Origin of the sequence: Rhodococcus sp. ACPA1, from assembly GCF_002300195.1 — a bacterium.
GTDB lineage: Bacteria > Actinomycetota > Actinomycetes > Mycobacteriales > Mycobacteriaceae > Rhodococcus_F > Rhodococcus_F opacus.
The window spans coordinates 244309-264673 of record NZ_NSDX01000004.1 but is presented as its reverse complement, the minus strand read 5'-3'; the positions used below and the strand labels follow the sequence as shown (position 1 = coordinate 264673).

Here is a 20365-nt window from a genome sequence, read left to right as displayed (position 1 = left end):
TAATTCTGGGGGATCGGACGATTCGAATCCGTACAACGGGCAAACACCACCCACTTACGGCGAGGTTCCCGGCTTGCCGCGCGACGGATACGGGGTCGACGAATCCGGTTATCCCACCTATTCGGCGCCCACCGAGAAGTACCCCGACTATCAGCAGCCGGGCGCCTACGGGACGTCTCCGAATCCGTATGCCGCGCCGAATCGGAATCAGTACGGCGGCGACCAGTACGGTGCTCCGAACCAGCAGTACGGGACGCCCAACCCGTATGCCGCCCCGAATCAGTACAGCGCACCCAACCAGTACGGCGGCGCACCCGATCAGTACGGGCCGCCGGGCCGATACGGCGGTCCCGCCCCGCAGTACGGCGCACCGAACCCGTACGGCGCGCCCTACCCGCAGTCGCTGGGGACGAACGGTCTCGCGATCGCATCGCTGATCACGTCGATCGTCGGCGGATGCTTCTACGGGGTCGGCTCGGTCGTCGGCATCATCCTGGGCATCATCGCGCTGGGCCAGATCAAGCAGTCCGGGCAGGAAGGCCGTGGGCTCGCGATCGCCGGAATCGCCATCGGCGGCGCCTACGTCGTCGGCTGGATCCTGTTCTTCGTGATCATGGTGATTGCGGCGGCGTCGGGAGCCTGACCACCCACGGTTCGCGGTGCAGGCGGGCCGGGTCGAACCGGTCGAGGAGTATCCCGAGATCCACGACCTCGTCCGGTTCCGCGAGCCCGAGCGATGTCGCCAGCACTCCGAGGACGTCGCTCGGGGTGCGTCCCAACGCTTTCTGGTCGGTGAGCGTGACGGCGCCGTCGCGTTTCGCGAGCCGTTTGCGGTCCTCGTTGAGTGCGAGCGCGACGTGTGCGTAGGTGGGGGCGGTCAAGCCGAGCAGCCCGGCGAGGTATGCCTGACGGGGCGCGGACGACAGCAGGTCGTCGCCGCGTACCACCTGATCGATTCCCTGGGCGGCGTCGTCGACGACCACCGCGAGGTTGTAGGCGGGTGTGCCGTCGCCGCGACGCAGCACGAGGTCGTCCACCATGCCGGAATAGGTTCCGTGCAGGACGTCGTCGATGGTGAACGAGGTGACGCCGGCGCGCAGGCGCAGCGCGGGTGGTCGTCCGCCGGCGAGCCGGTCTGCGCGTTCGTCCGGTGTCAGGTTGCGGCACGTCCCCGGGTAGGCACCCTGCGGTGCGTGCGGCGCGGACGCCGCTTTCTGGATTTCTCTTCTCGTGCAGAAGCACTCGTACGTGAGGCCGGCGGCGTGGAGTTCGGCGATGGCCGCGTCGTACCGCGGCAGTCGGTCCGACTGCGACACGACGTCGCCGTCCCAGTCGAGGCCGAGTTCCGCGAGGTCGGTCAGTTGCCGGTCCCGGGCGCCCTCTCGGACGCGGTCGAGGTCTTCGACGCGCATGAGGAACCGCCGGCCGGTGGACCGGGCGAACAGCCACGCCAGCACGGCCGTCCGCAGGTTGCCGAGGTGCAGGTCGCCGGACGGGCTGGGCGCGAACCGTCCCGCGCCCGCCGCCCGATGTGGCAGCGGTTCACTCTGACGAGATGGATGTGACATCGGCCGAGGGGTCAGCTGGCCAATTCGATCGACGACGACGGCACCACGTCGGCGCCCTGCAGAATCATGCCGATCTGAATGTCGAGGGCGTGCTCGAGGTACTCGGGCGGGTACAGGGCCGGACTGCCGATCGCATCGAGGGCGAGTCCGTCGACGGTGGCGAGGAGAAGCGCCGCACGGGTTTCCGCCTCCGGGGTGCCGATCCCGATGAGCACGGCGGACAATCCGGTGCGGATGGTGAACAGGGTCTTGCGCCGGATCTCGGCGAGCGACGGGGAGGTGGCGGCCCGGACGGCGAAGGCCGCCATGACGTGCGCCTCCCGCGACCGCGCCTCGTCGAGCGGCAGCAACTGGGACATCGCGGCGAACAGGGCCCGGGCGGGATCCCCGCCGCGGTCGACCTCCGACAGTCGGGCGAGCAGTGTGTCGACGAGGGTCCGCAGGGCGAACGCGAACATCTCGTCCTTCGTGGAGAAGTGGTGCTGGACGGCTCCGATGGACACACCCGCCCTCTTGGCGACCTCGCGCACGCTGGCGCCCTCGAGACCCGACTCGGCCGCGACGTCGAACAGGGCTGCGGCCAGGCGTTCGGGGCTGGTGGACGAGTATCGGCGTTCGCGCATGCCTCGAACATTACTGACGTATTGAATCAATACCTGCGTCAGGCGCCCGTGTTGCCTCGAGTGGCGGGTGTGACTTCGGTTATCGGCGGACGTACGTCAGGAAGATCATCCCGCTCTCGAACGCGCGGCTCGCGGCCAGCCGGAACCGCTGAGGGCCGAATTCGCCGTCGAACAGCGGAATGCCGGTGCCGATCGCCACGGGGTTGAGCTTGATCCGGAGCTCGTCGATCTCGGGCTGCACGGCGGCGGCGAGCTTGCCGCCGCCGCACAGCCAGATGTCCTTGCCGTCCTCCCGCTTGAGTTCGCGCACCTTCTCGATCGGATCGCCCGAGACGATCTCGACGTCCGGGTCGGGCGACTCGGTGATCGTGGTCGAGAAGACGTACTGCCGCAGATGCGCGTACGGGCTGGTCACGCCGAGGTCGAGGCCGGGTTGGTAACTGGCGCGGCCCATGAGCAGTGTGTCGAAATGTTTGTTGGGGGCGTCGATTCCCAGCGGTGCCCGCATGTGGGTGGGAACCGTCTCGGGGTACTCGGCGATCATCACGGGCATGTGATCGCCGTCGATCTCGAAGATGGTGCCGGTGGGGTCCGAGCCGTCGGCGCCGGCGATGAATCCGTCGATGGTGGCGGCGGCGTAGTAGACGAGCTTTCGCATGTGAGTCCTCCCGTGGTCGGTAACTACTCCATTTGTAGTACTATGACTGCAGTGGTTGCAAGTCCTTTTGTTCGAGGAGTGTCGATGGCGCAGAATCCGGAACGACGTGCGGCTCTCGTGAACGCGGCGATCGAAGTGCTTGCGCGAGAGGGCGCGCGCGGCCTCACCTTCCGCGCCGTCGACGTCGAGGCGAGCGTCCCCAAGGGGACGGCGTCCAACTACTTCGCCAGCCGCGACGACCTGTTCGACCAGGTCGGCAAGCGGATTCACGAACGCATGGGCCCCGACCCCTCGGTGGTCGAGGAAAGCGGTCGCAAGCCGCAGAATCTCGAGCTCGCGATCGAGTACATGCAGGGGTTGTTCGGCAGGATCACCCGCGATCGGACGGGCTATCTCGCGTTGCAGGAATTGCGACTCGAAGCGGTCCGGCGGCCCGAGTTGCGGACCACGCTGACGCGCACGATCTCCGAGAATCTGGAGCGCGACATCGGGTTTCACCTCGAATCGGGACTGCCCGGTGATCGCAGCACCGTGCTGATGCTCTACCTCGCGATGAATGCGCTCATCGTCGAGCACCTGACGCTGCCCGGCGTGCTCGACGGGGTCGACACGGAGCGGCTCGTCGCCGATCTCGTGACGCGTGCCGTCGCTACGCCGGACGCTCGAGTGCGTAATCGTCCACGTACTCCTGGCCCGACAGCGTCATGAGGGCGTGCATCAGCTCGTCCGTCGCGGCCCGGACGACGTGCCGGTTGTCGCGTAGTTCGGCGAATCGGGAGAAGTCGAGTGGTTCGCCGACGGTCACCGTCACCTTGCCGAACCGCCACATCCTCGATCCGACGGGGTTGACCTGTCGTGTGCCGTGCATGGCGACGGGCACGACCGGGGCGCCCGTCGCGAGCGCGACCCGGGCGATTCCGGTCTTGCCCTTGTGGAGTCGACCGTCGGGCGACCGGGTGCCCTCGGGGTAGATTCCCCAGACGTTGCCGTCGTCCAGGATCTTCTTCGCGGTGTTCAGTGCGGATTCCGCCGCGGAGGCCCCGGACCGGTCGATCGGCACCTGGCCGGCCGCGGTGAAGAACCAGCGTTTCGCGCGGCCCTTCGCGCCGCCCTCGGTGAAGTACTCGCTCTTGGCCACGAACGTGATGCGCCTGCGCACCATCAGGACCAGGAAGAACGAGTCGACGACGGTGAGGTGATTGCTCGCCAGGATCACCGGACCCGACGCCGGGATGTGGTGCGCGCCGTCGATCGTGGGCCGCCCGAAGATCCGCAGCACCGGTCCGATCAGCACGTACTTGAAGATCCAGTACCACACGGTGAACTCCTGACTCGGGCGCCAAAGTGGAGTAGACATTGTCTACTCCCGTCATGATAGACACTGTCTACATGAGTGGAGAAGTGCAACCCCTGCGCGTGCGGCTGATCGACTGCGGGCGCGAATTGCTGGACGAGGACGGCATCGACGCCGTCGGGCTGCGCGCCGTCGCCCGGCGCGCGGGTGTCTCGCACGGCGCGCCGCGGCGGTACTTTCCCACCCACAAGGCGCTGCTCGCCGCGATCGCCGCATCAGGATTCGCCGAGCTGTCCGAACAGCTCCGGTCGACGATCATGTCCGAGGCGGACCCCCTCGCACGCGTGCGGCGGACGGCACGGCAGTACCTCTCCTTCGCCGACACCCACCGCACCCTGTTCGAATTGATGTTCCGGCACGATCTGCTCGAGGGTTCGGGAGAGGACCTGCGGCAACACTCGAAACCCCTGTTCGAGACGGTCGTCGCACTCGTCGCGGACGCAGGCGCCGAGACCCCGCGCGTGGTCGCGTTGAACCTGTGGACCCAGCTGCACGGGGTGGCGACCCTCCGCGCCACCCGCAGCATCGAGGTGATCGTCGGCGACGTCGATGTGGAGGCCTTCGTCGCGCAGCTGATCGACCTACATCTCAGGGCGTAGGCAGGACGGCGCGCGGCAGGTCGGCCCGCAGCTCCACATCGGTGACGAAGTCCCCGTCATCCGGCTGGTAGCGACGCTGCGGATCGAAGTCCTCCACCCGGAAGCTGTCCAGCGTGGGGGAGTGCGTCGTGACGGCGAGGGTTCCGCCGTCGAGATCGAACTGCAGGAGTCGCTGGAACCCGGTCTCGCGGCGGCTGTCCACCGTGAAGTACTGGTAGTCGGCGAGCAACTCCACGACCTTCCGGTCCGTGTCGCCCACCTTCCGGTCGGTGACCGTCGTCTGCCCGTCGACGTGTCCCGCGAGGACCAGGAACACCGTCTCGAAGGGAACGACGAGCCTGTTCCAGATCTGCTGTCCCGCACTGCTACCGATGTCGCCGAACCCGCTCATCCGCAGCGAGCCGTCCTCGTCCAGGTAGTAGTGGCTGCCGATCACCACGTTGCGGTCCGGGTGGTCGGCGAGCACGTCCTCGGCCCACTGCAGCACGTGTTCGGGCGGGTTGTAGCCGATGTAGAGCATCAGGAATTTCGCGCCGGCGATGTCGAGCAGGTCGTAGTGCGCCGAATTGTCCGTGTGGGTGACGGATTCACCCCAGTACGGCTGGTCGCGGTACCGCCACGGCCCGAAGAACTCGTTGTAGAGGGCGTGGTTCTTCTCGTGCTCGCCGGGAATGAGTCGTCCGCCGACGTTCCACAGGTTGTCGTGGTTGCCGGGCAGGACGCCGTAGGGAATGCCGGCCTCTTCGAGCGTCGCCATCGCCTTGTCCGCCACCTCGAACTCGGGCCGGGCGCGGGACTCGGGTGCTCCCGGACGAATCCAACTCTGGACGAGGTCGCCGGTGTGCATGGAATAGGCGATCTTGCGTTCGGCGGCGTTCTCGGCGGTCCAGCGGGTCATGTCGAAGTACACCTCCGGCCGGTCCCGGGACACGTACTGGGTGTCGCTGATGTGCTGCAGCGCGAAGTCGTACGCGTTCGGGTCGGCGAACTGCTGATCGGCTGTCGCGTTGGCCTCGCGGAAACTCCGATCCTGTCGAGGGCCGTCGATGACGAGGATCTGAGCGGAGTCCTCGCCCTCGATCCGAGCGGTCAGGGTGACCGGACCGCCCGGTTCGGACGGCTGCGCCGTCGCGACCGGCTCACCCCAGCTCTGCCCCTCCTCGTCCCACACGTGCATCGCGAGGTCGTCGAGATTCACCGAACGCCCGTGCCAGGTCACGTCGGTGCCTGCGGACTCCGGACCGAACCGGACCTCGTACCGCATGTACGGGTACTCGTCGAAGCGGTGGCTGGTGGCCGACGTACCGTCCGACTCCTTACCCGGAACACGCTGTGAGGGAGCGGCGTCGCCGGTGGTCCCGGCGAACATGACCGCGGACGCGAGGGGCGCCGAGGTGACGAGGCCATGGGCCGGCAGACCGGACGCGCCCCGGGGTTCGGGATCGGCCACCGCGACCACGTCACCGCCGAGCAGCGCCGCGGCGAGTGACACTGCCGTCAGCGCGGCGATCCTGCCCGGCACGCTCATGACCCGAGGTTACAAGCGTGACCGGGCAGGCGCTCGGGTCAGGCCTTGCGGCCGAGGAAGGCCAGGACCCTGGTCTGCTCGTCGACGTCCGCGGGGACGTCCACGGCGGGGCCGCACACTCCGGCCGTGCGGATGCTTTCGCCCATCTGCTCCGCCACGCCGCCCACCCAGGTCAGGTCGCCGGCGGGGATGGTCTCGTCGAGGCCGGTGGCCCGGGCCAGATCCCAGCCGTGGACTACCAGGTCGAAGCAGTAGAAGCTGTCGATGGTCTTGCCGAGGTCGGTGCGGCCGAAGTGCCCGTCGTACTCGCGGCTCACGAGAGCCGGGTCGTTCAGGATCTCCTGCATGCCATCGCGCGTGGCCGCCCACGCGGCAACCGGGTCTTCGTCGACGGACGGCGGCTCCGGCAGTTCCAGATCGACGACGGTGACGATGTAGCGCTGCGTGTCGATCACGTGCCGCACGACGTCGCGGGCCGTCCAGCCGTCACACGGGGACGCGTCGTCCCAGCGTTCGGCGGGCACGGATTCGACTCGCTTCGTGAACTTCGCGGCGAGATCGCGGTAGTGGGCTGCGGGGGTTTCGGTTGTCGAGGTCATGCTGCCGATTCTTCTCCCGTCCGGCGTCCGAGGGCTTGAACATTTCCGACATCGACCACAGATTCCGTTCCGTGCCAGTCGGGGGCCTCACTGGCGAGGAGGTCGGACGGGGTGAGCGAGGAGATTCGCCGGCATTCCCGCGACAGGTGCGCCTGGTCGCTGTAGCCGGCGGTGGCGGCGAGTTCGGCGAGTCCGGTCCGCGTGCCCGACTGCGCCAGCGCCATGAACCGTTGCAGCCGCAGGATTCCGCGGAGGGTCGCGGGCCCGTATCCGAACGCGTCGTTGCATCGCCGCTGCAGTTGCCGCTCGGTGACCGAGGCGGCGTCGGCGAGCGCGCCCACGTTCCACGAGTGCCGGGCGAGGGCCTGCCGGACGGTGCCGATCAGCGGGTCGGCTTCCGGTCCGCGGGTTCGCCACGCGCGCACGGCGTTCTCGAACAGGGCGATTCGTTCCGCGTAGCCGGGAGCGTTGTCGAGCCGGTCGGTCAGTTTCCGTTCCCACGTGGACCCGAGCACGTCCCCGAGACCGACCCGGATGTTGCGGACCTCGGCCGCCGACGTCCGCAGCAGATGCGAGGCGGCGCCGGGGCGGAAGCGGACGCCGACGGATTCGGTGCCCGGCGGCAGCGCGAAAGACCACGCCGTGGTTTCGGGACCGCACACGCGGATTCCCACACCCCGGATCCACAGGATGTCCATGCACGCGTCCGGCACCAGCAGATGCTCGCCCTGTGTCCGCGCGGACCACCCGCACACCAGGGTGTCGGTGAGGTCGGGCGACGGTGAGGTCGGCGTGTACCAGCCCATGCACAGGAGCCTAATCACGGAGACCGACACGTGCGGGCCGGTCACATCGCCCGAAGTGCCCGCACCGGCACGCAACTCGAGGTGAACTGTATGCACGGGTCCGCAGAGGTTCCCCGGAGGCCCGCCACTTCGCCGTCACAGAGAACGAGGACTCCATGAGACGAACATGGGCGCTGGCAGCGATCGCCGCCGTCAGCCTGACCTTCTCGAGTTGCGCCTACGACAGCACCGATTCCGGCGATACGGGCGGCAACGCCCCGGTGTCTCCGACGCCGACGTCCCCGCCCGCCGCGCCCGGCACACCAGTCCTGAAGATGGGACCGACGACGCTCGGCGAGGTGATGGTCGACGACGGTGGCATGACGGTCTACGTGTACGACAACGACGAGGTCGGCTCCGGCGCCAGTTCGTGCCGGGACACCTGCCTGCAGTCGTGGCCACCGGTCACGTCGGTCACCGAGAACCCGACGGTTCAGGGGCTGCAGGAAGTGGTCATCGACACGATCCCGGCGCCGGACGGCACCCATCAGCTCACCGTGAACGGCCGCCCCGTGTACCGCTACAAGGACGACAACGAACCCGGGGACGCATTCGGGCAGGCAGTCGGCAGCGTGTGGTGGACCCTCGACTCCGCAGGCAACCCGGTCACGACAACTGCGGGCGGCGAGTAGCGCGGTCGATCCTCAGGTGGACGGTGACGGTCAGCGCTGCCGACAGGACGGCAGCGAACCACAGGGCGTCCAGCCCGATCCAGTGGTGCGCGAGGGCGCCCGTCACCGCGCCCACCACCAGGCCGGCCCACAACGCGAAATGTCGTAGCCACGCCCACCGCGGCCCACCGAACAGTGCCCCGGCCAGTCGATGCCCCATCTTCACGAGCGCGCCCGTCATGTAGGTGAGACCGATGGTCACCTCGCCGTCGCGCTGGAAGAAGGAGTTCTCGGCGCCCATCGCGAGCAGCATCGCGCCGACGGCCACCGTGCTCGCCCCGACGGTCGCGGCCACCGCGCCCGCGATGAGCAGTCCCGACACGACCGCGAGCACCGTCGTCCGGACGGGCAGGCGCCGTCGCTCGGACAGGTGCACGACCACGGCACCCAGGGCGCAGCCGAGGACGAACATCCCGATCACCGCGGCAGCAGTCGCCGCGTGCGCCCACGCGGCGTCCGCGAACCCGACACTGAACCGGGTGAGATTGCCGCTCATGAACGCGACGAAGAACCCGCCGAGCGTGATGAATCCCAGCGCGTCGACGTAACCGGCCAGCGTGGACAGCACCACCGCCAGCGCGAGCATCCGCTTGCTGTCGTCGATCGGCACACCCCACATCAAACACCGCAGCCGACGACAGTGGCCCCCGATCCGGAGATCGGGGGCCACTGTGGCGTAGGTCAGGCGATCACGACGCCTGGCTCAGGACGTCCCGAGGGCGGGCGCCAGCGTGTTGGCCCAGGACTCGTGCAAGCGGTCCTGCCAGTAGTTCCACGTGTGGAGACCGTCGTCGGTGATGTGGGTCTGCAGCTTGGCGCCGGCGCGCTGCACCGCGGGCACGAAAACCTTGCTGCTCAGACCGGAGGCGGTCTCGAGGGGGACCGTCTGCGAGAACTTCACCGGGTCGAACGAAGCGCTGTCCGGGTCGACGGTCGGATCGCTCGCCGTCGAGCCTGCGCCGGACGAGATGTAGACGGACTTGCCGCGCAGCGCGCCGACGTTGAGCAGCGGGTCGTTGCGAAGCCACCCAGCCGACGGCCAGAAGCCCCACATGTTCAGCGCGTTGCCGCCCATCTGGGCGACGGAGACCTGGATGCCCTGCGCGAAGCCGGGCGAGCTGGCCGTCGGGTATCCGCTGTAGGACGCGACCGCCTTGTAGAAGTCGGGGCGGTGCGTGGCGAGGTTCAACGCGGAGGTGCCGCTCATCGACAGACCCGCGACCGCGTTGTTCACCCCGTCGCTGCCGAATTGAGAAGCCATCACCGGGGGCAGCTCATTGGTCAGGAACGTCTCCCACTTGACGCGGCCGAGCTTCGGGTCGTCGCGCTGCCAGTCGGAGTAGAAGGTGCCGCCGCCGCCGAACGGGATGACCACGTTGACGTGCTTGCCGGCGAAGAAACTCTCCACGTCGGTCTCGATCAGCCAGCCGTTGTTGTCGTCCGGTGCCCGCAGACCGTCGAGCAGGTACAGGGTGGGCGCGGGACCACCGCCCGCGGCCTTGAGCACCTTGACGGGAATGTCCTTGTCCATCGACGGTGAATACACCGAGATCAGGGCCGAGTCGGCGTGGGCGACGCCGGTTCCGGCCAATACGGACACGAGGCCCGATGCCAACACTGCGACCAGGCCCACGATCAGTGCGCGGGTGCGACGAATCGCCATACGAATGTCCTTTTATCTCGAATCGACACACAGCACAGCGAACGCTGCACCGCAGACGATAACAGGAAGATAACGGGTTGCGCCTGCTGTGGCCAGGACTTTCGGCTCGGACAGCCGGTCGGTCGTCGCTCGGAGACAGAAAAAAGGAACCCCTACGAACCGCTTCTCAGCAGTTCACAGGGGTTCCTGTGGCGGAGGATAGGGGATTTGAACCCCTGAGGGCGTTAACCCAACCCGCGTTCCAGGCGAGCGCCATAGGCCACTAGGCGAATCCTCCGTGGAGGAGCATACCCAACGACGGCGGCTCACCGTTAAACGACCAGGTAGCCGCCCGTTCTAGGCCCACTTCAGCTGGGTGAGGGCATGCTCGGCGAGGGGGACGGACCGGTCGCAGGACGTGTCCGGGTTCGCGGTGGCGTCGAGACCGAATTTGGTCTCGATCGACAGGGTGCCCGCATCGGTCGTGACCTCGAGGATGCACTGGTACTTGCTCTCGGCGAGCGCGCGCCCCTCGAGTCCGCCGACGTCGATGGTGCGCAGTGGGTCGACCGGTTCCGGCGCGCTCGTAGTGGTGATCGTCACGGTGTTCAGCGCCTCGGGCTTGCCCCACGTGCAGGCGCGACGTTCGGGACTGTCGGTGGCGGTGCCCTCGCCGGCGCCTGCCGTGAGAAGCGGTGCGAGCGTCGCATCGTCCGCGAGCGTGCACGGCTCGGCCGCGTCCCAGCTCACCGCGTCCGAGGTGGCTGCGTCGTCGCTGCCTCCGCCGCACGCCGACAGTGCTGCCACGGCGGCGGCGAGTGTCACCGCGTGTGCTGTCCTTCTGAGTTTCATCCCGATCCTTTGCCGACGGTGGCCGAATGCGGGGGCGACGGTAGCACTGGCCGTGGTCAGAGGTGCGGCATCGGGTCCGGGCCGGGGTGGATCCCGACCACGGCTCGGGGCCGTCTACACTCTGTGGTGGATCCCGCGCGGCGCGCATCCTGTGAACTCCCCCAGGGCCGGAAGGCAGCAAGGGTCAACGGGCTCTGCCGGGTGCGCGGGGTCCCCTATCTTTCGCATACCCGACCCACGACGTCGGTGAGAGGCCGCTCCTGATGACCAACCAGACCCAGATCGGGTTGATGAGCCATGAGGAACTACTTTCGGAGCACGAGCGCCAGACTGCGAGTTACGCGCAGCTGAAGACCGAGAAGCTCACGCTCGACCTCACTCGCGGCAAGCCCTCGCCCGAGCAGCTGGATCTGTCGGCGGCGCTGCTGACACTGCCCGGTGACGGCGACTTCCGCGACGGCAACGGCACCGACACCCGCAACTACGGCGGGCTCACCGGACTGCCGGAGCTGCGCGCCATCTTCGGTGAACTGCTCGGCATCCCTGTCGAGAACCTGCTCGCCGGCAACAACGCCAGCCTCGAGATCATGCACGACAACGTCGTGTTCGCCCTGCTGCACGGCACCCCCGACTCCCCGCGCCCGTGGTCGCAGGAGGAGAAGGTCAAGTTCCTGTGCCCGGCGCCCGGTTACGACCGCCACTTCGGGATCACCGAGACCTACGGCATCGAGATGATCCCGGTGCCGATGCGCCCGGACGGCCCCGACGTCGGCGTCATCTCCGAGCTGGTGGCGAACGATCCGCAGATCAAGGGTCTGTGGGCCGTTCCCAACTACTCCAACCCCACGGGCGCGGTGTACTCGGAAGAGGTCACGCGGACGCTGGCGTCGATGCCGACCGCCGCCCCCGACTTCCGGTTGTTCTGGGACAACGCCTACGCCGTCCACCCGCTCGTCGGCGAGACGGCGCCGTCGCTGGACGTCCTCGGGATGGCCGCGGAGGCGGGTAACCCCAACCGGCCGCTCGTGTTCGCGTCGACGTCGAAGATCACGTTCGCCGGTGCGGGCGTCAGCTTCTTCGGTTCCTCGACCGCGAACCTGGCCTGGTATCAGAAATACCTCGGTAAGAAGAGTATCGGTCCCGACAAGCTGAACCAGCTGCGGCACCTTCGGTTCTTCGGTGACGCCGAGGGCGTGCGCGCCCACATGGAGAAGCACCGCGAGATCCTGGCGCCGAAATTCGCGCTCGTCCTGAAGATCCTCGAGGATCGTCTCGGGGCGTCGAAGGTGGCGTCGTGGACGGAGCCCAAGGGCGGATACTTCATCAGCCTGGACGTCGTCGAGGGCACCGCGAAGCGCGTCATCGCTCTGGCGAAGGACGCGGGGATCGCGCTCACCGCCGCCGGATCGGCGTTCCCGTACGGCGTCGACCCCGAGGACAAGAACATCCGGCTCGCGCCGAGCTTCCCCTCGATGGAGGATCTGGACAAGTCGATGAACGGTGTCGCGACATGCGTGCTGCTCGCGGCCACCGAATCACGCCTGGACCTGCCGAAGTCCTAGTAGACGACGTCCGGCCGCTCACCCTTGCCGGGTGAGCGGCCGGACGTGTCTCTACATCCTGGCGTAGCGCGCCATCACGAAGCTGTACAGCCCGTACGCGGCGATGCCCAGTCCGGCGAGGACCAGGAGGAACTGCCCGAACGGCGCCGAGCCCAGGGTCTTCACTGCGCCGTCGAGGCCGGTGGCCTTGGACGGGTCGGCGTTGACGACCGCCACGATCACCAGCACGCCCGCGCCCGCGATGACGAGGCCCTTGGCCACGTAGCCGACCACTCCGAGGGGCTCGACGAGCTTCGACGGGGTGCCCTTCAGGTCGTCCAGGAAGTTCTTCGACGCCCCCTTGTAGATGTGGTAGCCGCCGATCGCGATGGCGATGAGACCCACCACCACGAGAAGGATCTTGCCTCCCCCGGACTCCATGAGGCGTGCACTCATTCCGGCGTTCTGCTGACCGCTCGATTTACCACCGCCGCTCGCGAACTGGTATGCCGAGAAGGCGAACGCGAAGTAGACGACGGCCAGGCCGAACGCCTTCGCGCGGTCCAGCAGGGACGTGTCGTCGCCGTCGCCCCCGGAGTTCTCGGTGACGTGGGGGCCGAGAACTGTTTCGGCGAGCCGCCACAGCGCCATCGCGATGAACGCGACCATCGCCACCCACAGCACGAACCGGCCACCGGGTTTGGCGGCCAGGGCGCCGAGGGCCCCGGACTGATCGGCGTTGCCGCCGGTGCCGAACGCCAGCTGAACGATGATGTACGCGATCAGCAGGTGGACGAAACCGCTCATCACGTGGCCGGCGCGCGCGACCCGCTCGAAAGTGTTGCTGTCGGTTGCCCTGTCGACGGCGCGGCTCATCCCGTTGGCTCGATTCGTTTCGTTCTGGGCCATCGGGTGTCCTTCGGGTTGTGCGAACGGACCGGAGTCCCTGTGACGTAGAGGTACCCGATATGGGCCGCGCCGACACGGGGTGAGCGCTATCGCACTGCGTTCGTGACCCGGTCGATCAGGTTGGACGCGCTGTAGTAGTCGAGGCGGAAGCTGTCCTTCCCGAGCCCGATCACCTGCTCCTTCTCCACGGACGGCGTCTCCCGCAGCGTCGGATCGGTAAGGAACCTGTCGGCGTCCGCTGCTTCACCGATCACGATGAACGTGGTGTTGCCGGGCACGGCTCGCGGCAGGTTCTCCTGCCCGGCCGGCACGACGTCCTTGCGGCCGGCCATGATGCCCTTGTCGGCGGCGGTGAGGTCGGACGGCAGCTCGGCAAGCGAGAATCCGAGGCGTTCCAACAGGATGCCCTGCGCCGATTCGGCGGTGAAGATCCGCGACTCCTCCGGTGAGTTGTACGCGAGCACATTCACCGGGTTCGCCGCCGCGACCTTGTCGCCCAGCGCCGACTTGGCGTCGTCGAGCTGCTGGTCGAACTTCGCGACGAGGGCGTCGGCCTGTGCCTCGGCCCCGATGGCCGCGGCGATCTGTCCGCTGAGGTCCTGCCACGACTTGTCGTCGTATCGCAGCACCACGACGGGCGCGATCTGCTTCAACGTGTCCACCTGGTCGATCGCCGAATCACCGCCGGTGGCGGACACGAAGATGAGGTCCGGATCGGCGGCGGTGATCTTCTCGACGTTGGGTTCCCCCTGGTACAGCGTCTCGACGCCGCGCCCGGCGGCGATGTCCGCCCACTGCGTGAACAGGCCGTTCTCGTCGGTCACGTCGCTGGATCTCTGCGCGCCGGTGCCGATCAGAGGGGCGTCGAGGGCGAGCAGTGAACCGGTGAGGGTGACGCTGGTGGACACGATCCGCTCGGGCTTCTGTTCGAGCGTGACGCTGCCGGTCTCGTCGGTGACGGTGCGCGGCCAGCTCTGGGATGCGGCGGTGCTGTCGGTGGTCGCGGCGTCGGAATCGGGATCGGACGAGCACGCGGCAGCGCCGATCCCGACGGCGAGGACAGCGACGGCTGCCAGTGAGCGACGAAGTTTCACGGTAAGACTCTCTTTCGCACGGGTAAGGAAGCTGATTTAGGCTAGCGTTACCTACATTCGAATGGAGAAGTGGATGCTGCAACGAGTGCCGGGACCCGAGCGTCGCGTCGTACGCGCACGGTCGATCGACGACCTGACACGTGACGGCGTCCCCGCGTTCTGGGACCGTCTCGCGGCCGCGGGCAGTCCCCTGATCGAGCCGGACGGGGCAGACCCCGGCTGTGTGATCGCGACGTTCTGCTGGCGGGATCCGGACGGCGCCGAGCGCACGTCGCGCACGCGGCACGTCTACCTCGACGCCAACGGAATCACCGACCGCTCCCGACTGGAACGGGCCGCGCTGTCGCGGCTACCCGGCACCGACCTCTGGTCCCTGTCGATCGAGGTCCCCGAGACGTGGCGCGGTGCTTACCATTTCATCCCCCGCGCGGAATCGTTGACGGTTCCCGGCAACACCCCGGGCTGGCAGTGGTGGCGGAGCGTGCTCGCCGACGCGCAGTCCGACCCGTTCAACCCATTGCCGACGCGGGTGGTGGACACCGGCGACAGCTCCGAGGCGGTGATGCCGGCGGCACCCGCGCAGCTCTGGTGGACGGCCCGGCCCGGCCGCGGCGCGCTCCACGAGACGACGTTCACGCTGTCGGGCACGCGACGGTCGGTGTGGGTCTATGAACCGGCCGGCCTCACCGCTCGGAATCGTCCCGTCGTGGTGGTGCTGGACGGCCGGACGTGGGCGGTCGACCTGCGTATCGCGGGCGCCGTCGACGCGCTCGGACATACGGGGCACCGGGTTCCGCTCGTCGTGATGGTCGACAGTGTCGGACCCGAACTGCGATCCGAGGAGCTGGGCTGCAGTGCCGCGTTCGCGTCCGGTCTCGCCGGCGAACTGCTTCCGTGGCTGCGGCGGGAATGGGATGCCACCGACGATCCCGCGTCGACGATCGTGGCCGGCTGCAGCCTGGGCGGACTGACGGCGTGCCACCTCGCACTGACCGCCCCGCAGGTGTTCGGGTGCGCCGTCAGCCTGTCCGGATCGTTCTGGTGGCCCGGCTCCGGGCCGGGAGTCCCGTTCCAGGACCGCGTGCGCGCCACGCCGCCGTCGGACAGTCGGTTCAGCGTGGAGGTCGGAACACTCGAATGGATGCTCGTCGAACCCAACCGCGAGGTGCGCGACCTGTTGGCGGGCACAGGCCACGACGTGCGGTACCGCGAGTTCTGTGGGGGCCACGACGTCCTGCACTGGCGCGACGGTCTGATCGCCGGCGTGGCCTCGATGCTGGAGCGTACCGACCGGTAATGCAGTGATGTGGATAACTCTGTGAATAAACCGCGCGTCGAGGTGAAGGGCGCACCCGCCGGATCGTGGGATGGCAGGATCAGAGCATGGCACGCACGCTGAATCTGGTAGGGGATCCGGACGCCGACGCACTTCTGGCGAGTGATCCGCTGGCGTTGCTCATCGGGATGTTGCTCGATCAGCAGGTTCCGATGGAGACGGCGTTCGCGGGTCCGAAGAAGCTGGACGACCGGCTCGGCGGCCTCGAGGTGCACCGCATCGCGGAGATGGATCCGGAGGAGTTCGCGGCCGTCTGCTCACAGACACCGGCGGTCCACCGGTTTCCCGGATCGATGGCCACCCGCATCCAGTCGCTGTGCGCGTTCCTCGTCGAGAACTACGACGGCAGCGTCGAGGCGTTGTGGACCAGCGGCGACCCCGACGGCAAAGAGGTCCTGAAACGGCTGAAGGCGCTGCCGGGTTACGGCGATCAGAAGGCCCGCATCTTCCTGGCACTGCTCGGCAAGCAGATCGGTGTGGAACCGAAGGGCTGGCGGGAGGCCGCGGGCGACTACGGCACCGAGGGATCCCGGCGGTCGATCGCGGACGTCGTGGACGACAAGAGCCTCCACGAGGTCCGCGAGTTCAAGAAGGCCGCGAAGGCCGATGCGAAGAAGGCCGCGGCGGCGAAGAAGAAGTAGCCGCTACTCGGTATCGGAGGGGTTCTGCTTCCGTTCGGCGTCCAGGTGCCGCCGGCGTTCGGCCTCGTGCATCCACGGGAAGACGCTGTTGCCCTGACCGCCGCCGCTCGGACCGTGTCCGAGCACACCGTGTTCGTACGCCGATTCGGCGTGCAACGCGAGGTCGATGCCGGACGACTCGTCCTCCGCGCTCACCCGGAACCCGAAGATCCGGTCGATCAGTTTGCCCAGCGCGTACGTCACGCCGAACGCGTACAGGGCGACGACCACCACGGCCAACACCTGCTTGCCGAGTTGCGTGAACCCGCCCCCGTAGAAGAGGCCTTCCGGTCCGCCGGTCATGACCTCGGTGGCCAGCAGTCCGATCAGGATGGTGCCGACGATGCCGCCCATCAGGTGGACTCCCACGACGTCGAGCGAGTCGTCGTACCCGAGGCGGAACTTCCAGCCGACGGCGAACGAGCAGACCACACCGGCGACGGCGCCGACGACCAGCGCCCCGACCATGCTCACGGTGCCGCAGGACGGGGTGATCGCGACCAGGCCGGCGACGACACCGGACGCCGCACCGAACGTGGTGGGGTGGCCGTCCCGCTTCTGCTCGACGAGGAGCCAGCCGAGCAGGCCCGTGCACCCGGCGACGAGGGTGTTCAAGAAGATCGCGGCGGCCGTGCCGTCGGCGGCCAGCGCCGAACCGGCGTTGAAACCGAACCAGCCGAACCAGAGCAGGCCGACGCCCAGCAGCACCAGCGGAAGGTTGTGGGGGCGCATCGACTCGGACCGGAAACCGAGGCGCGGGCCCAGGACCAGCGCCAGCGCCAGGCCCGACGCGCCGGACACGATCTCGACGACCAGTCCGCCCGCGTAGTCGAGGGCGCCGAACTGCGCGATCCAGCCTTGCGGGTTCCACACCCAGTGCGCGACGGGTGCGTAGACGACGAGGGCCCAGACGGGCACGAAGATCATCCAGGCCGAGAACTTGGCCCGGTCGGCGATCGCGCCGCTGATCAGCGCGGCGGTGATGATCGCGAAAGTCAGCTGGAACGTGGCGAACAGGATCTCGGGGACCTGTCCGTGGACGGTGGTCGGGTCGATGCCCACCATCCCCAGGTGCTCGAGCCCGCCGATCAGTCCGCCGCCGATGTCGTCGCCGAAGATGAGGGAGTATCCGGCCACCAGCCACGCGACCGTGACCAGCGCGATCGACACGAAGCTCATCATGATCATGTTCAGTACGCCGGTGGAACGGACCATTCCGCCGTAGAACAGGGCGAGCCCCGGCGTCATCAGAAGGACCAGCGCGGTACTGATCAGAAGCCAGGCGGTTGCTCCGGCGTCGATTGCAGGCACGACATTCTCCTCACACCCCGAGACGAAACCCGGCGCGGAAAGTCACGATGACCGCGAGCGGTTTCGACTGTGCTGCCGCTGCGTTGCGAACGTGTTACGCAATGCGGTCAGGTTCGGACTTTTGCTTGTGAGTAGCGCCCCGAGCGGGTGCTGAGCGGGCGCTTCGACCACCCGGCCCGGACTGTCGGGGACCGCCGGTAGTCTTTCCGCGTGGCCCTGTACCGGAAGTACCGACCCGCATCCTTCGCCGAGGTGGTGGGGCAGGAGCACGTCACCGAACCACTGAGCACCGCTCTCGACGCCGGACGGATCAACCACGCGTATCTGTTCTCCGGTCCCCGCGGCTGTGGCAAGACGTCGTCTGCCCGCATCCTGGCCCGATCGCTGAACTGCGTCGAGGGTCCGACCTCGACGCCGTGCGGCCAGTGCCCCTCGTGCGTGGCGCTCGGCCCCGGGGGATCGGGCAACCTCGACGTCACCGAACTCGACGCGGCCAGCCACGGTGGCGTCGACGACACCCGTGAGCTGCGTGACCGCGCGTTCTACGCGCCCGCCGAGTCGCGGTACCGGGTGTTCATCGTGGACGAGGCCCACATGGTCACCACGGCCGGTTTCAACGCGCTCCTCAAGATCGTCGAGGAGCCGCCGGAGCACCTCATCTTCATCTTCGCCACCACCGAACCCGAGAAGGTGCTGCCGACCATCCGTTCGCGCACCCACCACTACCCGTTCCGGTTGCTCGCTCCGGCGACGATGCGCGGGTTGCTGGAGAAGATCTGCCACCAGGAGAGTGTGCCGGTCGCCGACCCGGTGTATCCGCTGGTCATCCGCGCGGGTGGCGGTTCGCCGCGTGACTCGCTGAGCATCCTCGATCAGCTGCTCGCCGGAGCGGGCGACGAGGGCGTCACCTACCCGCGCGCGCTCGCGCTGCTCGGCGTCACCGACGTCGCGCTCATCGACGACGCCGTGGACGCGCTCGCCACCGGCGACGGTGCAGCGCTGTTCGGGACGGTCGACCGCGTGATGGACGCCGGGCACGATCCGCGCCGGTTCGCCGTCGACCTGCTCGAGCGCCTGCGCGATCTCATCCTGATGCAGGCGGTGCCCGACGCCGCCGAACGCGGCCTGGTCGACGCGCCCGGCGACGTGCTCGAGCACATGCGCGCGCAGGTCCAGCGGATCGGTCCCGCCACGCTCGCCCGCTACGCCGAGGTGATGCACGCAGGCCTCGGTGAGATGCGCGGCGCCACGGCCCCCCGCCTGCTGCTCGAAGTGATGTGCGCCCGAATGCTGCTGCCCTCGGCGTCCGATGCGGAGTCCGCCGTGCTGCAGCGACTCGAACGCGTCGAACGCGGACTTCCGCCCGCCGGGTCGGCGCCGGCCGTCGACGCAGCCGAGCGGCCCGCGGCGGCTCCTGCGCGTGCGCCGCAGCCGCCTGCCGAGCCGGAACCGGAACCGAAGTTCCAGCGACCGTCCATGCGGCAGGCCGCGGCAGCCACCGTGCCCCCGCCGCCCGAGCCGGAACCCGAACCGATGCCGCGGCCGGTTCCGGAACCCGCGCCGACACCCGTTCCCGAACCGGAGCCGCAGCCCGAGCCGACGCCGGTCCCCGAACCGACGCCCGCGCCCGAGCCGGCCCCTGTTCCCGCACCCGAGCCGGCCCCTGTTCCCGCACCCGAGCCGACCCCCGCGCCGGCGTCCGCTCCCGTCCCGGAACCCGAGCCGACTCCTGCACCGGAACCGACTCCCGTGCTGGAACCGACTCCCGAACCGGAACCGGAGCCGTCGCTCACCCCCGAGGTGGAGGCGGAGCCCGCCGCATCGGCCGGTCCGGATGCTGCCGCGCTGCGCGAGTCCTGGAACTCGCTGCGCGAGAAGGTGAGTCAGCGGAACAAGATTCTGCCCGCCATGTTGTCGGCCGCGACGGTGCACGACGTTCAGGGCAACCGCCTGATCCTGGCGCACCCCGTCCCCAACCTGGGCGCTCGCATCGCGTCACCGCACAACGCTCAGGTGATCACCGAGGTGCTCGCCGAGATGTTCGGCGGCACCTGGGAAGTGGAGTATCAGGCCGGTGCTCCGACGGCGCCGCCACCACCGGTCGCGAAGGCCGCTGCAGCGCCGACGAAGCCGGCAGGCGCACCGCGATTCTCCCGGCCCAGTCAGGAGAAGACCGCGCAGCGTCCGCCGCAGCAGCAGTCCGACACACAGCGCTCCGACTCGGGTCCGGGTGCGGGCCAGGCACGTCCGTCGTCCGAGCCGGACGACGACATTCCGCCGCCGGAGGCACCCGACTACCCCGATGATCCCGGGCCGATCGACTACGAAACTTCGGCGACCACGCCGCCCGTCTCCACACCCGAGGACGAGGAAGAGATGTTCGCGGAGGCGGCGGAACCCGTCGACCCCGCGACTCGCCGCGACCCGGAAGACGTGGCGTTCGAACTGCTGAAGGACATGCTCGGGGCCAAGAAGCTCGAGGGCTGACCCGACGGGGCCGTCGTCGGCGGTCCCGCCACATCGGGACATCCGCCCCTGGTGCCCGGGACGCCGGG

Annotated in this window: 21 protein-coding genes, 1 tRNA gene and 1 other RNA gene; 9 read left to right on the top strand and 14 right to left on the bottom strand. The window is 68.4% G+C overall.

Annotation, left to right across the window (positions count from 1 at the left end; genetic code table 11):
- Nucleotides 1–73: 73 nt before the first annotated feature.
- Entirely contained in the window at nucleotides 74–643 is a 570-nt protein-coding gene (locus tag CJ177_RS19065) for a DUF4190 domain-containing protein (RefSeq protein ID WP_095868363.1), read from the top strand.
- On the opposite strand, the gene gluQRS is transcribed toward CJ177_RS19065, so the two are convergent.
- The 3 genes from gluQRS to CJ177_RS19050 form a co-directional block, all read right to left on the bottom strand.
- Nucleotides 612–1568 (bottom strand): tRNA glutamyl-Q(34) synthetase GluQRS, encoded by a 957-nt coding sequence (gluQRS, locus tag CJ177_RS19060; RefSeq protein WP_095868362.1) that lies wholly within the window; start codon nucleotides 1566–1568, stop codon nucleotides 612–614. The genes CJ177_RS19065 and gluQRS overlap by 32 nt on opposite strands.
- A gap of 11 nt (nucleotides 1569–1579) precedes the next feature.
- A complete protein-coding gene (locus CJ177_RS19055; RefSeq protein ID WP_005248711.1) occupies nucleotides 1580–2191 on the bottom strand; it encodes a TetR/AcrR family transcriptional regulator in 612 nt (203 codons plus the stop codon).
- 79 nt (nucleotides 2192–2270) lie between these two features.
- Nucleotides 2271–2849 carry a dihydrofolate reductase family protein gene (locus CJ177_RS19050; protein WP_005248710.1) on the bottom strand — a complete coding sequence of 193 codons (579 nt, stop codon included), beginning with the start codon at nucleotides 2847–2849 and terminating at the stop codon, nucleotides 2271–2273.
- 84 nt (nucleotides 2850–2933) lie between these two features.
- Between CJ177_RS19050 and CJ177_RS19045 the strand changes: the two genes are divergently transcribed.
- Nucleotides 2934–3557: a TetR/AcrR family transcriptional regulator gene (locus CJ177_RS19045; protein ID WP_095868361.1), complete on the top strand. Its 624-nt coding sequence runs from the start codon at nucleotides 2934–2936 to the stop codon at nucleotides 3555–3557.
- On the opposite strand, the gene CJ177_RS19040 is transcribed toward CJ177_RS19045, so the two are convergent.
- Complete coding sequence (locus CJ177_RS19040; RefSeq protein WP_095868360.1) at nucleotides 3499–4167, bottom strand: 1-acyl-sn-glycerol-3-phosphate acyltransferase; 669 nt, start codon at nucleotides 4165–4167, stop codon at nucleotides 3499–3501. The two genes, CJ177_RS19045 and CJ177_RS19040, sit on opposite strands and share 59 nt — an antisense overlap.
- Before the next feature lie 53 nt (nucleotides 4168–4220).
- Here CJ177_RS19040 and CJ177_RS19035 point away from each other — a divergent pair, with 53 nt between their 5' ends.
- Entirely contained in the window at nucleotides 4221–4802 is a 582-nt protein-coding gene (locus CJ177_RS19035; protein WP_095868359.1) for a TetR/AcrR family transcriptional regulator, read from the top strand.
- On the opposite strand, the gene CJ177_RS19030 is transcribed toward CJ177_RS19035, so the two are convergent.
- Genes CJ177_RS19030 through CJ177_RS19020 form a run of 3 tightly spaced genes read right to left on the bottom strand, consistent with a single transcriptional unit; the run spans nucleotide 4792 to nucleotide 7735 of the window.
- A complete protein-coding gene (locus CJ177_RS19030; protein WP_095868358.1) occupies nucleotides 4792–6330 on the bottom strand; it encodes a metallophosphoesterase in 1539 nt (512 codons plus the stop codon). The two genes, CJ177_RS19035 and CJ177_RS19030, sit on opposite strands and share 11 nt — an antisense overlap.
- Nucleotides 6331–6368: 38 nt before the next feature.
- Nucleotides 6369–6929, bottom strand: coding sequence for a TIGR03086 family metal-binding protein (locus tag CJ177_RS19025; protein WP_061041131.1), 561 nt, complete (start codon nucleotides 6927–6929; stop codon nucleotides 6369–6371).
- On the bottom strand, nucleotides 6926–7735 hold the full coding sequence (locus CJ177_RS19020) for a helix-turn-helix domain-containing protein (protein ID WP_025431685.1): 810 nt from the start codon (nucleotides 7733–7735) through the stop codon (nucleotides 6926–6928). The genes CJ177_RS19025 and CJ177_RS19020 overlap by 4 nt, the downstream gene beginning before the upstream one ends.
- Before the next feature lie 155 nt (nucleotides 7736–7890).
- On the opposite strand from CJ177_RS19020, the gene CJ177_RS19015 reads away from it, so the two are divergent.
- Entirely contained in the window at nucleotides 7891–8406 is a 516-nt protein-coding gene (locus tag CJ177_RS19015) for a hypothetical protein (protein WP_005248698.1), read from the top strand.
- On the opposite strand, the gene CJ177_RS19010 is transcribed toward CJ177_RS19015, so the two are convergent.
- From CJ177_RS19010 to CJ177_RS18995, 4 genes are all read right to left on the bottom strand, one after another.
- Complete coding sequence (locus tag CJ177_RS19010; protein WP_061041132.1) at nucleotides 8381–9064, bottom strand: YoaK family protein; 684 nt, start codon at nucleotides 9062–9064, stop codon at nucleotides 8381–8383. The genes CJ177_RS19015 and CJ177_RS19010 overlap by 26 nt on opposite strands.
- 84 nt (nucleotides 9065–9148) lie before the next feature.
- Nucleotides 9149–10108, bottom strand: a complete 960-nt coding sequence (locus tag CJ177_RS19005; protein WP_061699954.1) for an alpha/beta hydrolase family protein — start codon at nucleotides 10106–10108, stop codon at nucleotides 9149–9151.
- Between the two features lie 189 nt (nucleotides 10109–10297).
- Nucleotides 10298–10385 (bottom strand) — tRNA-Ser (locus CJ177_RS19000).
- Between the two features lie 59 nt (nucleotides 10386–10444).
- The gene (locus tag CJ177_RS18995; protein WP_005248694.1) at nucleotides 10445–10939 is read right to left on the bottom strand and encodes a DUF3558 family protein; all 495 of its coding nucleotides are present in this window, start codon (nucleotides 10937–10939) and stop codon (nucleotides 10445–10447) included.
- A gap of 125 nt (nucleotides 10940–11064) precedes the next feature.
- On the opposite strand from CJ177_RS18995, the gene ffs reads away from it, so the two are divergent.
- Together ffs and CJ177_RS18985 are read left to right on the top strand one after the other, a co-directional pair.
- Nucleotides 11065–11159, top strand: an RNA gene (gene ffs / locus CJ177_RS18990) — signal recognition particle sRNA small type.
- Between the two features lie 43 nt (nucleotides 11160–11202).
- Nucleotides 11203–12501: an aminotransferase class I/II-fold pyridoxal phosphate-dependent enzyme gene (locus CJ177_RS18985; protein WP_095868357.1), complete on the top strand. Its 1299-nt coding sequence runs from the start codon at nucleotides 11203–11205 to the stop codon at nucleotides 12499–12501.
- 51 nt (nucleotides 12502–12552) lie between these two features.
- Here the strand turns inward: CJ177_RS18985 and CJ177_RS18980 are convergent, their stop codons facing one another.
- Nucleotides 12553–13389: a DUF1206 domain-containing protein gene (locus tag CJ177_RS18980; protein ID WP_095868356.1), complete on the bottom strand. Its 837-nt coding sequence runs from the start codon at nucleotides 13387–13389 to the stop codon at nucleotides 12553–12555.
- 86 nt (nucleotides 13390–13475) lie between these two features.
- Nucleotides 13476–14483 carry a Fe2+-enterobactin ABC transporter substrate-binding protein gene (gene fepB / locus CJ177_RS18975; protein ID WP_095868355.1) on the bottom strand — a complete coding sequence of 336 codons (1008 nt, stop codon included), beginning with the start codon at nucleotides 14481–14483 and terminating at the stop codon, nucleotides 13476–13478.
- Between the two features lie 73 nt (nucleotides 14484–14556).
- Here fepB and fes point away from each other — a divergent pair, with 73 nt between their 5' ends.
- Both fes and CJ177_RS18965 read left to right on the top strand, forming a co-directional pair.
- The gene (gene fes / locus CJ177_RS18970; protein WP_095868805.1) at nucleotides 14557–15780 is read left to right on the top strand and encodes an enterochelin esterase; all 1224 of its coding nucleotides are present in this window, start codon (nucleotides 14557–14559) and stop codon (nucleotides 15778–15780) included.
- 86 nt (nucleotides 15781–15866) lie between these two features.
- Entirely contained in the window at nucleotides 15867–16460 is a 594-nt protein-coding gene (locus CJ177_RS18965) for an HhH-GPD-type base excision DNA repair protein (protein ID WP_025431689.1), read from the top strand.
- Nucleotides 16461–16463: 3 nt separating this feature from the next.
- Here CJ177_RS18965 and CJ177_RS18960 read toward each other — a convergent pair whose 3' ends face one another.
- Nucleotides 16464–17810 (bottom strand): ammonium transporter, encoded by a 1347-nt coding sequence (locus tag CJ177_RS18960; protein ID WP_005248686.1) that lies wholly within the window; start codon nucleotides 17808–17810, stop codon nucleotides 16464–16466.
- Between the two features lie 210 nt (nucleotides 17811–18020).
- Between CJ177_RS18960 and CJ177_RS18955 the strand changes: the two genes are divergently transcribed.
- Nucleotides 18021–20297, top strand: coding sequence for a DNA polymerase III subunit gamma and tau (locus CJ177_RS18955; RefSeq protein ID WP_095868354.1), 2277 nt, complete (start codon nucleotides 18021–18023; stop codon nucleotides 20295–20297).
- Nucleotides 20298–20365 lie beyond the last annotated feature (68 nt).